General features: G+C 41.7%; 14 protein-coding genes. 4 read left to right on the top strand and 10 right to left on the bottom strand.

Annotated elements, in window-relative coordinates; all coding sequences use genetic code 11:
- Positions 1 to 151 precede the first annotated feature (151 nt).
- On the top strand, positions 152 to 604 hold the full coding sequence (locus WMO31_RS00400; protein WP_046432502.1) for an RrF2 family transcriptional regulator: 453 nt from the start codon (positions 152 to 154) through the stop codon (positions 602 to 604).
- Between the two features lie 62 nt (positions 605 to 666).
- Here WMO31_RS00400 and hemL read toward each other — a convergent pair whose 3' ends face one another.
- From hemL to hemA, 6 genes are read right to left on the bottom strand one after another with little or no spacing between them, the layout of a single operon-like run.
- Complete coding sequence (gene hemL, locus WMO31_RS00395; RefSeq protein WP_367999014.1) at positions 667 to 1,929, bottom strand: glutamate-1-semialdehyde 2,1-aminomutase; 1,263 nt, start codon at positions 1,927 to 1,929, stop codon at positions 667 to 669.
- Positions 1,930 to 1,941: 12 nt separating this feature from the next.
- On the bottom strand, positions 1,942 to 2,913 hold the full coding sequence (gene hemB / locus WMO31_RS00390; protein WP_367999013.1) for a porphobilinogen synthase: 972 nt from the start codon (positions 2,911 to 2,913) through the stop codon (positions 1,942 to 1,944).
- A 4-nt stretch (positions 2,914 to 2,917) separates the two neighbouring features.
- Entirely contained in the window at positions 2,918 to 4,402 is a 1,485-nt protein-coding gene (gene cobA / locus WMO31_RS00385) for a uroporphyrinogen-III C-methyltransferase (RefSeq protein ID WP_367999012.1), read from the bottom strand.
- On the bottom strand, positions 4,395 to 5,255 hold the full coding sequence (gene hemC / locus WMO31_RS00380) for a hydroxymethylbilane synthase (RefSeq protein ID WP_367999011.1): 861 nt from the start codon (positions 5,253 to 5,255) through the stop codon (positions 4,395 to 4,397). Before hemC ends, cobA begins: the two co-directional genes overlap by 8 nt.
- Positions 5,252 to 5,860 (bottom strand): precorrin-2 dehydrogenase/sirohydrochlorin ferrochelatase family protein, encoded by a 609-nt coding sequence (locus tag WMO31_RS00375; protein WP_367999010.1) that lies wholly within the window; start codon positions 5,858 to 5,860, stop codon positions 5,252 to 5,254. The genes hemC and WMO31_RS00375 overlap by 4 nt, the downstream gene beginning before the upstream one ends.
- Positions 5,860 to 6,999: a glutamyl-tRNA reductase gene (hemA, locus tag WMO31_RS00370; protein WP_367999009.1), complete on the bottom strand. Its 1,140-nt coding sequence runs from the start codon at positions 6,997 to 6,999 to the stop codon at positions 5,860 to 5,862. Before hemA ends, WMO31_RS00375 begins: the two co-directional genes overlap by 1 nt.
- A 322-nt stretch (positions 7,000 to 7,321) precedes the next feature.
- On the opposite strand from hemA, the gene WMO31_RS00365 reads away from it, so the two are divergent.
- Positions 7,322 to 8,074 (top strand): tRNA threonylcarbamoyladenosine dehydratase, encoded by a 753-nt coding sequence (locus tag WMO31_RS00365; RefSeq protein ID WP_117522718.1) that lies wholly within the window; start codon positions 7,322 to 7,324, stop codon positions 8,072 to 8,074.
- Positions 8,071 to 8,577: a zeta toxin family protein gene (locus tag WMO31_RS00360; RefSeq protein WP_015523477.1), complete on the top strand. Its 507-nt coding sequence runs from the start codon at positions 8,071 to 8,073 to the stop codon at positions 8,575 to 8,577. The genes WMO31_RS00365 and WMO31_RS00360 overlap by 4 nt, the downstream gene beginning before the upstream one ends.
- Before the next feature lie 87 nt (positions 8,578 to 8,664).
- On the opposite strand, the gene WMO31_RS00355 is transcribed toward WMO31_RS00360, so the two are convergent.
- The 4 genes from WMO31_RS00355 to WMO31_RS00340 form a co-directional block, all read right to left on the bottom strand.
- Complete coding sequence (locus tag WMO31_RS00355; protein WP_296167694.1) at positions 8,665 to 9,723, bottom strand: sulfate/molybdate ABC transporter ATP-binding protein; 1,059 nt, start codon at positions 9,721 to 9,723, stop codon at positions 8,665 to 8,667.
- On the bottom strand, positions 9,723 to 10,544 hold the full coding sequence (cysW, locus tag WMO31_RS00350) for a sulfate ABC transporter permease subunit CysW (protein WP_021883727.1): 822 nt from the start codon (positions 10,542 to 10,544) through the stop codon (positions 9,723 to 9,725). The genes WMO31_RS00355 and cysW overlap by 1 nt, the downstream gene beginning before the upstream one ends.
- Position 10,545: 1 nt before the next feature.
- The gene (cysT, locus tag WMO31_RS00345; protein ID WP_101070216.1) at positions 10,546 to 11,397 is read right to left on the bottom strand and encodes a sulfate ABC transporter permease subunit CysT; all 852 of its coding nucleotides are present in this window, start codon (positions 11,395 to 11,397) and stop codon (positions 10,546 to 10,548) included.
- An 82-nt stretch (positions 11,398 to 11,479) separates the two neighbouring features.
- Positions 11,480 to 12,520, bottom strand: coding sequence for a sulfate ABC transporter substrate-binding protein (locus WMO31_RS00340; protein ID WP_367999008.1), 1,041 nt, complete (start codon positions 12,518 to 12,520; stop codon positions 11,480 to 11,482).
- A 533-nt stretch (positions 12,521 to 13,053) separates the two neighbouring features.
- Between WMO31_RS00340 and rbr the strand changes: the two genes are divergently transcribed.
- Complete coding sequence (rbr, locus tag WMO31_RS00335) at positions 13,054 to 13,599, top strand: rubrerythrin (RefSeq protein WP_117948679.1); 546 nt, start codon at positions 13,054 to 13,056, stop codon at positions 13,597 to 13,599.
- The last annotated feature ends 59 nt before the right edge of the window (positions 13,600 to 13,658 follow it).

Raw genomic sequence — 13,658 nt, 5'->3', positions numbered from 1 at the left:
TCTTGCACAATTTTTCTTTAAAATTTGCCGTAATTCCATTATTTCCTACAATACATATTTGTTTAGTAGGTATTGATTTTTAAATTAAAAACTGTTACCATTATTATATACTCTTTCAGCAAACAAAACGCACGGAAAGGAGATGCTAAAATTGAAGATTTCAACAAAGGTGGAATTCGGAATCATCGCTGTTATTGACATTGCGTCACACTCACTAAACGGCAATGCGGTAACAACTCCCGAAATTGCCAAACGGCAAAATATATCTAAAAAGTATCTTGAACAGATTCTCTCATCACTCAGCTCGGCAGGACTTGTGCGAGGTCAAAAGGGTTCAAACGGCGGTTATGTTATTGCAAAAAACCTTAAAGAGATTACATTCAAGGATATCATAAACGCACTTGACGCAAATGTTCTGAGCAATGTTTATTTTAACACTCGGGGCGATGATGATGTTATGATAAGACTTATCGACAACAGTCTTTGGTCGAAGATGTCGTCATATCTTCAGGAATATGCCGAAAGCATTACACTTGCACAGCTTTGCGATGAGTATATCAAAAACAATGAAATTGAACACAACATTCCGATGTACTACATCTGATAGATTACAAACAAAAAGCCACCGACATAAAAATCGGTGGCTTTTCTTGTTTTTATCGGATTTTATTTAAAGCTTTCAATAACCTGACAGGTTTTTTCAATGTCATCATCCGTGTGTGCAAATGAAACAAACATCGCCTCAAACTGTGACGGTGCGGCATAGATTCCGTTTTCAAGCAGATGATTGTAATACTCGGCATATCTCTTTGTGTCGGCTGTGGTTGCCGTGTCATAGTCAACAACCTTTTTGTCGGTAAAAAATGCCGTCATAATCGAACCCACACGGTTCACATTAAGTCCTGCGTTCTTCATTGCATCTTCAATCTTTGCAGACTTGCGTTCAAGCTCGGGATATATCGAATCTTTATTTTTTTCAAGAATTTTAAGCGTTGCAATGCCTGCACTTACCGCTACCGGATTTCCCGAAAGTGTGCCTGCCTGATAAACAGAACCGAGAGGAGCAACACACTCCATAATCTCTTTTCGTCCTCCGTAAACCGCAAGCGGCATTCCGCCGCCGACAATTTTTCCGAGGGTTGTAAGGTCGGGTTTTACTCCGTAAAGCTTTTGAGCACCGCCGAGTGAAAGTCTGAAGCCTGTGATTACTTCATCAAAAATAAGAAGTGAGCCGTGCTTTTCAGTGATTTCACGCAAGAATTTTAAAAATCCTTTTTTGGGCGGAACAACACCCATATTTGCGGCACAAGGCTCAACGATTACACAGGCAATTTCATCGCCGCAGTTATCAAAAAGCTGTTGCACGGATTCTTCATCGTTATATTTTGCAAGGAGAGTTGTGTCTGTGTAGCCTTTCGGCACACCTGCGCTGTTCGGAATTGAGTTTGTCAGAAGTCCCGAACCGCCCTTTACAAGCAAGCCATCGGAATGGCCGTGGTAACAGCCCTCGAATTTTACGATTTTATCCCTTTTTGTAAAGCCTCTTGCGGCACGGATTGCGCTCATAACCGCCTCTGTGCCTGAATTTACAAGTCGGAGCATTTCAATTGACGGCATATTTTTGCGGATAAGCTCGGCAAGTTCAATTTCTCCGCTGTGGCACGCACCGAATGTAAGTCCGTTCTGACAGGCAGAAGTCACAGCTTTGATAACATCGGGCTGTTTGTGGCCGAGGATATTCGGTCCCCATGAGCAGATATAGTCGATAAACTCGTTTCCGTCAACATCATAAATTTTCGAACCATCTGCACGGTCGATAAAAAGCGGAGTTCTTCCGACCGAACGGCACGCACGGACAGGACTGTTCACACCGCCGGGCATAAAGTCAAGCGCCTGTGCGTATAGCTTTTCGCTTTGAGTTGTATTCATAAAAGCACTTCCCTATTTGTAAAATTCGTCAATCCATTTTGCAACATCAAGTGCGTGGTATGTGATTATGATATCCGCACCCGCCCTCTTGATTGCAATCATATTTTCGCATACAATTTTCTTTTCGTCAATACAGCCTTTTTCGGCAGCCGCCTTGACCATTGCATATTCACCGCTTACATTATAGGCAACAAGCGGAAGGTCAAAGCGTTCGCTTGCGGCTTTTACGATATCAAGATATGCAAGTGCAGGCTTGACCATAACCATATCCGCACCCTCGTCAATATCGTCTGCAATTTCACGCAGAGCCTCTTTGCCGTTTGCGTAATCCATCTGATAGCTTTTTCTGTCGCCAAATTCGGGGGCAGATTCTGCGGCGTCACGGAACGGTGAATAGTAGCCTGAGGCAAATTTTGCACTGTATGACATAATCGGAGTGTTGATAAGTCCGTTTTCGTCAAGTGCGTTTCTGATTGCAGACACTCTGCCGTCCATCATATCCGAAGGAGCGATGATATCCGCACCTGCTTTTGCAAGGCTGACAGCCATTTTAGAGAGGAGCGGAAGTGTTTCGTCATTGAGAATTTCGTGACCGCAAACAACACCGCAATGACCGTGACTTGTGTATTCACAAAGACAGACATCGGCAATAATAAGGAGTGACGGATAATTTTTCTTTATGTATCTGATTGCGTTCTGAGTTACACCGTTATCGTCATAGGCTGATGTTGCAAGCTCGTCTTTATGCTTTGGAATTCCGAAAATAAGAAGTCCTGCAATGCTGCTGTTTTCAATTTCTTTAAGAATCTCGTCTGCTCTGTCAAGCGAATATTGGTGGACATTCGGCATTGAATCAACAGGCTTTTTAATATTTTCACCCTCTGCAATGAAAATCGGATAAATCAAATCGCCCTTGTCAATTCTTGTTTCACGAACAAGACTGCGAATCTGTTCGCCTGCTCTTAATCTTCTAAATCTTCTCATATATTTATCCTTCTTTCAAAGTTACTTCCTTGATTATAGTTTCCAAAATTCCGTCTGTGTCCTTCGTTTTTGCAATCCTGAACGAATTTACACCGTGACTTTCAAGTGCCTCGGCGGTAATTTCACCTATGCAGACAACGGAAGTTCTGTCGGAAATAATTGCTCCGCCGTCAAAAAATGTGTTCACACCCGACGCACTCGCAAAAGTAATGAAGTCGGTATCAACAACGGAATTATCCTGCTTTTTCTCAAGCTGAATGTCATAGGTTTTGACATCGTCAAAATCAATGTTGTTATCAGCCAAAATCCGAGTGAGTTCGGGCGAACCGTTTTCGGCACGCAGAATCAATACTTTTTCGCCGCTTTTCACCGTTTTTGCAAGCAAAATTCCAAGTTCACGGGTTGTGTAGACATTTGGAATACAGTCGGCAAAAATTCCGTACTTTTCAAGTACAGCTGCAGTTCCCGAACCAATCACCGCAAACTTAATATTTGCAAAACTGCGGATATCCTTTTTCAGCTTACGCAGTCGGCTCATAAAAATTTCTGCACCGTTCATACTTGTAAGCACCACATAATCGTAACCGTCAATGCCGTTTATTGCATTGTCAAAAACTTCGTTGTCATGATATTCAATCACCTTTAAAAGATCGTGTCTTTTGACCTCCGCACCCGAAAGCGTGAGCATTTTGCCGAGCTTGTCGGAGAGCTTTCTCGTACCTGTAACGGTAACCGAAACATTTTTCAAAGGTCTTGTAATTGTGGGGGCAAAGTCAAATTTTGCGGTTTCGCCAACCACTATAACGGCAGGCGGAACAACCTCTGCGGATTTAACATTTTCGCAGATTGTCGAGAGGGTTCCCCTCACGGTCTGATTTTTTGCACAAGCGCCGTTTGACACAACTGCAACGGGAGTATCCTCCGATTTACCGTTACGAATGAGATTTTCCACAATGTCGGGGAGGTTTCTCAATCCCATAAGAAAGACAAGCGTTCCGTCGGTTTCGGCACACTTCTTTATATTTTCGGGCAGGGTGTCCTGTGCCGTATGTCCCGTGATTATATGAACACTTCGGCTCAGATTTCTGTGTGTAACAGGGATTCCCGCAAGTTCGGGAACGGCAATCGAGGATGAAATTCCGGGTACAATATCAAACGGAATATCGGCATTTTTGAGGGCTTCAATCTCCTCTCCGCCTCTGCCGAACACGAACGGATCGCCGCCTTTAAGACGGACAACCGTTTTGCCCTCTCTCGCCTTTTCAACAAGGATTTCGTTAATATTTTCCTGCTTTTCGCTGTGTCTGCCCGAACGCTTTCCAACGCAGATTTTTTCAGCCGTTTCGGGTGCAAAACCGAGCAATGACACATCTATAAGGCTGTCGTAAACAAGCACATCGCAATGTCTGATATACTCCGCACCACGCATTGTTATCAGGTCAAAATCGCCGCATCCCGCACCGACAATATACACTCTTCCGTTACTCAATTTCGCTCACCAGCCTTTTTGCAAGTTTGATTCTGTTTGAAATTTCATCTGTTCCGCTGACTGTTTTTTTACAGTCGGCAGACAGAGAAAGCGTTATCCTGTCGTTTTCAACCTTTGAAATTGCACCGACGGGAGTTGAACAATCGGCATTGAGGCTGTGCAGAACCTGTCTTTCGGTTTCAAACGAAAGCATTGTATTTTTGTCGCTGATTTCAGCGAGCATTTTGGAAACCTCGCTGTTTTTTCTGCTTTCAATCGCAACTATTCCCTGACACGGTGCAGGGAGAAATTCATCGGTATCAAACGGAGTTACCGTGTAATCCTCACCGTTGCAAAGGTCAAGTCTTTCAAGTCCTGCCTTTGCAAGCACAAGAGCATCGTACTCACCGTTCAACAGCTTTTTAAGTCGGGTGTCAACATTGCCCCTTATATCCTTGAATTTTGCATTAGGATAGATTTTCTCCGCAAAAAGCTTTCGCCTTAAACTGCCTGTTCCGATGACAAAGCCGTCCTTAATTTCAAAATCATTGCGTGTAACAAAAACATCGCCATAACTGCCCCTTGGCAACACGGCGGAAATTTCAAGTCCGTCTGCAATTTTTGTCGGCAAGTCCTTTGCGCTGTGAACGGCAACATCTGTTTCTCCGCTCAAAAGCGACATTTCAAGCTCCTTGATGAACACACCTTTTCCGCCCAAAGCTGTAAGCGGTTTGTCAAGGGTTTTGTCACCTGTTGTCGAAATGTAAACCGTTTCAATTTTAATATTCGGAAAACGGTTTTTCAGCGTTTTTATTAACATTTCGGTTTGTGCAAGGGCAAGCCTGCTTTTTCGTGTTCCGATTTTTATCGTCATTGTTCGTATTCCTCAATCAAATTTTCAACAGTTTTTTCATCGGGTTCAAGTCCCGAAAGGCAAAGCGAAAGAAGCTGTTCAAAAATCTTCCTTCTGTCATCTTCCTTTTCAACCTTCTCCTTAATTATCGGGCGATATTTCCATAAAACCTCGGTTGTATTTTCGTTCATACCTTCAAGGATTCCCACAAAAAGCTCTTTAAGATATTTTGCGTAAATCGGACTTTTGCCCGATGTTGTAATTCCTGCCGTTATGCCGTTTTTGCTTGCAATTGCAGGAAAAATAAATCCGCATTTTTCCTTATCGTCAACTGTGTTGACAAGAATATTTTTCTCGTTGCAAAGCTGAAAAATTCTGCCGTTGAGCGTTTCATCATCGGTTGCGCTGACAACGCAAAACGCACCGTCAAGGTCGCTGTCACAAAATCTGCGGTCAATGATTTTCACATTCAAAGCCTTGATTTCATCGCAAATTTTCGGGGCAACAACGGTTATGTCCGGCGAGAACGGCGTCAGCTTTTCAACCTTTCTGAGTGCAACCGTACCGCCGCCGACTACAAGTATTTTTTTGTTTTCAATGTCAATATAAAACGGGAAGTATGCCATTAGTTATTCTCTCCGCACTTTCTGTAGATTTCAAGAATTCTTGCAAATTCTTCTGCCGAAACATCGGATTTCAGCTTATAAATGAATTTTTCCGAAAAATCTGACGGCATTGCGTTTTTCACAGACTGCATACACGGCAGAAATTCGTGAAAGGCAAGGTCTTTTTTGAGAACTTCAATTTCCTCAAAAATTATTTCTTTTGCACTTTCAACGCTGTCGAGTTTGAGAGCATTGTTCTCGTTTGCAAGCTGTTTTATGCAGTCAATGTTAATGAGCCTTACACCGCTTATTTTGGGGATATTTTCGTCAATGTCGGGCGGTACGGCAAGGTCAATAAACAGCCTTGATTTTTCGGTTTTTATATTGTTTTTTAAATCATAATATGTAACCGTGTAATGCGGTCCGCTTGTGGCACTGATTACGCAGTCTGCAAAATCAAACGCTTTGTATCTTTCGTCATAATCAATCACATTCGCACCCGTATTTTCAAAAACAGTTTCTGCTTTATGTTTTCGTGAAGTCACAGTAACGCCTATACCTTTGTGCGACAAGAGATTTTTCACAACGGTTGAGCCGACCTTGCCTGTTGCACCGATTACAAGGACATTCAGCTCACCGTCTTTGAATTTTGCCGCCTCGTTTGACGCAAGAGTTGCAACTGAAACCGATGTTTTTGAAATGGCGGTTTCGGTCTTGATTTTTTTTGCACAGGCAACAGCCGCCTGAACGCACATATTAAGCTCATATGCAACCGTGCCGTTATCCTTTGCAAAGGCGTAGGCTCGCTTTAGCTGACCGAGTATTTCATCTTCACCGATAACCATTGATTCAATTCCGCCTGCCACCCTGAAAAGATGGAGCAAAGCCCTGTCACCGTAGAAAAGACAGATGTACTTTTTTAGTTCGTCAAAATCAATTCCCGAAAAATCCGAAAGAACGGTTTCAACCGTTTTCACAGATGATTCGTCACCGCAAAAATAAACCTCGGTTCTGTTGCAGGTGCAGAGAATCAAACACTCGCTGATATTTTCAGAATAATAAAGTTCGTCAAGAAATGTCTTTTTTTGCTCATCGGGAAAGGCAAGCTTCTTTCTCACAACCACATTTGAAGTTTTGTGACTTACGCTCAGGCAGTACATAGAAATTTCGCTCCGTTACAAATAAAATCCGACAGTAAAATACACTTTTAAAGTTATTTTATTACTGCCGACAGCTATTGTCAATTAAAGTTAGTCAGTTGTTTTACCACTAAACCTATCTGTTTGGTATGCTTTGATTATACTACATTCACCATTCCATGTCAATAAATTTCGGGTTTTGCTTGACAAAAACAGTGATTACAATATAAACTATACAAAGATACCTCCCGTCAGCAAACAGCGGGAGTTTTATTCCGATGTAAATACTTATTGTACCGATAGGAATACTAAATGATTTGAATATGTATTAAGGAGCGTTTTTATGCTTAATCAGTTTTCAAGAACACAGCTTTTGATTGGCAAAGAAGCTATGGACAGGCTTTCAAAAACAAGAGTTGCAATTTTTGGAATCGGCGGTGTAGGCGGATACACGGCGGAGGCTCTTGCAAGGAGCGGAGTCGGCGAGCTTGACCTTATTGACGATGACAAGGTGTGCCTTACAAACATCAATCGCCAGATTTTTGCAACAAGAAAAACAGTAGGCAAATACAAGGTTGATGTTGCAGAGGAAAGGCTCAAGGACATCAATCCCGACATAATCATCAACAAACACCAGACCTTCTACACTCCCGAAACCTCGGAAAAATTCGACTTTTCAAAATACGACTATGTAGTTGACGCAATTGACACGGTAACAGGCAAAATTGAGCTTGTTATGCAAGCCGACAAAGCCAAGACGCCTATCATCTGTTCAATGGGAGCAGGTAACAAGCTTGATCCTACAGCGTTTGAGGTTGCCGACATTTACAAAACCTCGGTCTGTCCTCTTGCAAGGGTTATGAGACATGAACTCAAAAAGAGAGGTATCAAAAAGCTGAAGGTTGTTTATTCAAAGGAAAAGCCTATCACACCCGTTGACGATATGACAATAAGCTGTAAAACAAATTGCATATGCCCTCCAGAAACTGAGAGAAAATGCACCCAACGCAGACAGGTTCCCGGCAGCACCGCATTTGTTCCGTCGGTTGCAGGTCTTATCATAGCCGGCGAAGTTATCAAGGACTTGATTAAATGATTAAAAAATCATTTACAGTTATCGCAGGACTTGACTGTGTTGGAAAAACAAGCCTATACGGAATTTTAAGTGGTGAAAGAATTGTAACAAACAATGTTGATTATTCTGACACATACTGCCTTGATAACAATATTTCTTTCACACAGGAAACCACTCTTTCAGGACACAGAACCGAGAAAACAATTCAGCAGGCACGAAAACAGGGCTACTATGTTATTATGTACTATGTAGGTCTTAACTCAAAAGAAGAAAGTCTTGCAAGAATTGAAAACAGGGTACGGAAAGGCGGTCATGATATTCCGAAAAATGATGTGTGCAGGAGATTTGATAACCGCTTCGATTCTTTAAAAAGAATTGTTCCGCTGTGTGATGAAGTAATTTTTTATGATAATGAAAACGGATTTATTAAAGTTGCCGAAATAAAAAACAACAAATTCAATTATTCAAACGGTTACAGACCTAAATGGATTACAGAATTTGAAAATAAACTGAAATTAGGCTAAGGAAATGCAAAGCACCGAGAGAAATTACCCTCGGTGCTTTGCTTGTTTTTATAGGATTTTTTACAGTTGATATCGTGATTAAACAGATTAGATGATAACCGATTCTTCCTGAAGTGATTTGTTACGGAGAATCTGAACCTCATCGCCTTTGGTAATGAAAAGCCGATAAAGAAATACATTGACCTTTTCTCCGACGGTAATCGGAGTTTCGTCAAGTCCTCTGTACGCATAAACCGTGCCTCCGTCACATTTTACGGCAATTTCGATATTGTCGCCTCTGAACGAAGTCTTTATAACCTCGCCGACGGATACAGACGCTTTTTGTGCAGTTGTTTCGCTGAGTTTTGTCACCTTTACAAATTCGGGACGGATAACTGCACGGTCAACATTATCGACAACATCAAAGGTCTTGAACTTTGTATAATCGTCAAGCGTAGTAGTCTGACCGAAAAATGATGCGGAAAATGCGGTTTTGGGATGCTGATAAATGTCAATCGGCGAGCCTATTTGCTCAATTCTGCCCTTGTTTGTAATTATAATTTCATCGGCAACCTCAATAGCCTCGCTCTGATCGTGGGTTACAAATATACTTGTAACGCCGAGTCTTTCAATCATATCCTTAAGCCATGAGCGAAGCTCCTGCCTAACCTTTGCGTCAATTGCGGCAAATGGTTCGTCAAGCAGAAGAAGATTCGGGTTTGGCGCAAGCGCTCTTGCAAATGCAACACGCTGTTTCTGACCGCCCGAAAGCTGGCTTGGATAACGCTTTTCAAGTCCTTCAAGACCGATAAGCTTTACAAGCTCGTTTACTCTTTCCTTGATAAATTTCTTGCTCTTTTTCTGAATTTTCAGACCGAAAGCAATGTTATCAAAAACTGTCATATATCTGAAAAGAGCGTAGTTTTGGAATACAAAGCCTATGCCTCTTTTGCTTGCGGGAATATCGTTGACAACCTTTCCGTCAATTACAATTTCGCCGCTGTCGGGATTTTCAAGTCCTGCAATCATACGAAGAATTGTTGTTTTGCCGCTGCCCGAAGGACCAAGAAGTCCGATAAGCTTGCCCTTTTCAATACCAAAGTTTACATTGTCGGATGCCTTGTAGTCACCGAAAGTTTTATTTATATTTTTAAGCTCAACATACATTACGCATCCTTCTTTCCTTTGTATTCAACCACACTTCTGATAATCAAAATCGCAATCGCCATAAGCACAAGTATTGATGAAACCGCAAATGCAGGAACATACTTGAACTCGTTGAACAAAATTTCAACATGGAGAGGAAGTGTGTTTGTTTTTCCTCTTAAATGTCCCGAAATTACCGAAACTGCACCGAATTCACCCATTGCTCTTGCGGCACAGAGTACAACTCCGTAAAGGAATGCCCATTTTATGTGCGGAAATGTTATTTTTCTGAAAATAGTTGTGCCTTTTGCACCCATAAGTGCGGCGGCTTCTTCCTCATCCGTACCCTCGGATTCAAGCACGGGAATAAGCTCCCTTGAGATGAACGGGAATGTTACAAACACGGTTGCAAGGATAATTCCCGGAACGGCAAAGATAACCTTGATTCCAAGTTCGCTTAAAAGCGGATATATCGGGCTTTGTCTGCCGAATGTGAGTACAAATATAAGACCTGCAATTATGGGCGAAACCGTTACGGGGAGGTCGATGAGTGTTGTAAGAAGTTTTTTGCCCTTAAATCTGAACTTTGTAATTGACCAGGCGGCAAAAATTCCAAATACCGTATTGAACAGTACCGCAAACACGGTTGCCTCAACAGTAAGCACAATTGCCTTTACCGTGTAATCATCGCTGACAGCCTGCCAGAACACCTCTGCACCGCTTTTGAAAGCCTCGCAGATTACCGTAACAAGAGGAAGAACGAGCATTACGAATACAAATAAAAGCGCAATACCTATGAGTATGTACTTTACAACCTTTGACCGCTTTGTTTCTTCGTACATTTTATCTTCCCCCTTTCAGAATTTTTGCATTTCTGTGCTGAACCATATTTACAAGGAACAGAATCAAAAAAGATGCGGCAAGCATTACAAGTGCGATTGCCGTTGCACTTTTGTAGTCATATTCCTGCAGCTCCGACATAATGATAAGCGGAGTGATTTCTGTTTCAAACGGCTTGTTGCCTGCAATAAAAACAACCGAACCGTACTCACCAAGACATCTTCCAAATGCAAGACCAAAGCCTGTGAGAACCGAGGGAAGAATTTCGGGAAGAATAATTTTTCTGAAAATTCTGAATCTGCCTGCACCCATAACTCCTGCCGCCTCTTCATAAACAGGGTCAAGCTTTTCAAGGACAGGCTGAACTGCTCTTGTTACAAAAGGTATTCCAACAAATACAAGTGCAACCGTAATACCAACTCTTGTGTAGGCAATGCTTATGCCGAACTTTGCAAAAAATCCACCGATAAGACCTGTGTCGGCAGTCAGAGAAGTAAGTGCAATGCCGGCAACCGCTGTCGGAAGTGCAAACGGAAGCTCAATCATACCGTCAAGAATTCTTTTGCCCGGGAATTTGTAACGAACAAGCACCCACGCAAGAATTACACCCATAACGGCATTGATGAGAGATGCAATAAATGCGGTTATAAAACTAACCTTGTAGCTTGCAAGCACTCTTTCACGGGTGATTGCCTCCCAAAATTCAGAGGGGCTCATCTGTGCCGTATAAATAACGAGAGCGGCAAGAGGAATCAGCACAACAAGGCTTAATAATGTAATTGTTACACCCAAAGAAAGACCGAAGCCCGGGATTACTCTTTTTGCTTTTTTTGACTTTTTTGCCTGAACCATCATCACACCTGTTTCCCCTGTAAAATATCATCCGACATCAGACAGAATTGCCTATATACTGCCTGATATCATTTTTTAATCGGTTTTATTTTTTCTCGTAAATCTTATCGAAGATACCGCCGTCTGCAAAGTGCTTTTTCTGAGTCTCGTCCCAACCACCGAAATCGTTGATTGTTACAAGATTAATGTTGAGGTCGAACACATCGGAGTATTCCTTCAAAATTTCCTTATTATAAGGGCGGTAATAGTTATCGCCTGCAATACGCTGAGCCTCATCGCTGTAAAGATAACTTAAATACTCTGTTGCAACCTTTCGAGTGCCTCTTTGGTCAACCACTTCATCAACAACAGCAACAGACGGCTGTGCAAGAATGCTGACGCTCGGAGTTACGATTTCGTACTCGTCGGGATTGTCCTTGATTGAAAGGTACGCCTCATTCTCCCAAGCAAGAAGAACATCGCCCTGTCCGTTTTCTACAAATGAAGTTGTAGCACCTCTTGCGCCTGAGTCAAGCACAAGCACATTTTGATAAAGCTTTTTAATGAAATCTTCGATTTTTGCCTCATCACCGTTATATTTCTTGTCTGCATATGCCCAAGCGGCAAGGTAGTTCCATCTTGCACCGCCCGAAGTTTTCGGGTTTGGAGTGATAACGCCCACACCGTCTTTTGCAACATCGTCCCAATCCTTGATGTTTTTCGGATTACCTTTGCGAACAAGGAATACAATTGTTGAAGTGTATGGTGAAGAGTCATTGTCAAACTCATTTACCCAACCGTCCTCAATCAGACCTGCGTCACGAATTGCGTTTACATCGTATTCAAGTGCGAGTGTTACAACATCCGCCTCAAGACCGTTTGCAACCTCAAGAGCCTGTTTGCCCGAACCGCCGTGGGACTGGGTAACTTCAACATCCTGTCCTGTTTCTTCTTTCCAATGCTTTGCAAAGATTTTGTTATATGATTCATAAAGCTCTCGTGTAGGATCATACGAAACATTTGTTAATGTTACTTTTGAATCGTTTGTAGTATCTTTTTTTCCGCATCCTGTAAAGGCAACCGCTGACGCACCTAATACTGAAACTGCCAATACTGCCGATAATACTTTTGTTCTTAAATTTTTCATTTTGATTGCCTCACTTTAAATTAATTTGATTTTAGATTCTGACAGGCAATTACATACAACAGTACGGCTTGCCTCCAAATGAGGTACACATTCGTATTTTCTTCAGATTGTAAATGTTTTTCATAAGCGTCACCTTTTGGATTTTTGAGGTTATTTCGTTTAACCTACAATTCCTATCAATTTACTATGTGTTTCTTTGAGAACTATTTTATACTGTACAGGGTGAAAAGTCAAGGTAAAATTTTCACACATCCAACACTTTAGCAAATTGCAACAATACACAAGCAATATTTTTCGCAAAAATAGTAATAAAATCGAAAAAACAGGCATAAAATAACGGATAGGTATTTTCAAATGAAATATGCCTATCCTAAAAAAGAAATATTTTTTTGCGTAAATCTATTGACAAATCTATATAAAAAAGGTATAGTAGTATTAAATCAATAATGATTATTATTTTATTCAAAAATTAAATACACAAAGGCGTATTGAGTATTTTAAATTTCAAAAATTAATTTAACGGAGGAAATATTATGGCTAAAACAACAAAGTATTCGGGAACACAGACAGAAAAGAACCTTGAGGCTGCTTTTGCAGGCGAATCACAGGCTCGTAACAAATACACATATTTTGCATCTGTTGCCAAAAAGCAGGGCTTTGAGCAGATTGCAAACCTTTTCTTAAAAACGGCAGACAACGAGAAAGAACACGCAAAAATGTGGTTCAAGGAGCTTAACGGAATCGGCGACACAGCCGAAAATCTTCTTGCCGCTGCCGAGGGCGAAAACTACGAGTGGACAGATATGTACGAAGATTTCGCTAAAACTGCCGAGGAAGAAGGCTTTACAGAGCTTGCACACAAGTTCCGCCTTGTTGCCGCAATTGAAAAGCACCACGAAGAAAGATACCGTGCATTACTCCGCAATGTTGAAACTGCAGAAGTTTTCAAAAGGAGCGAAATCAAGGTTTGGGAATGCCGTAACTGCGGTCACATTGTTGTAGGCAAAGAGGCTCCCGAGGTTTGCCCCGTCTGCAACCACCCACAGAGCTATTTTGAAATTCACGCAGAAAACTACTAATTCTGATTTAATCAAATATATAAAGGAAACTCCACCGCATTTCACGGTGGAGTTTTGTG

Source organism: Ruminococcoides intestinale, from assembly GCF_040095935.1.
Taxonomy (GTDB): domain Bacteria; phylum Bacillota; class Clostridia; order Oscillospirales; family Acutalibacteraceae; genus Ruminococcoides; species Ruminococcoides intestinale.
This window is presented reverse-complemented; position numbering and strand designations above follow the sequence as displayed.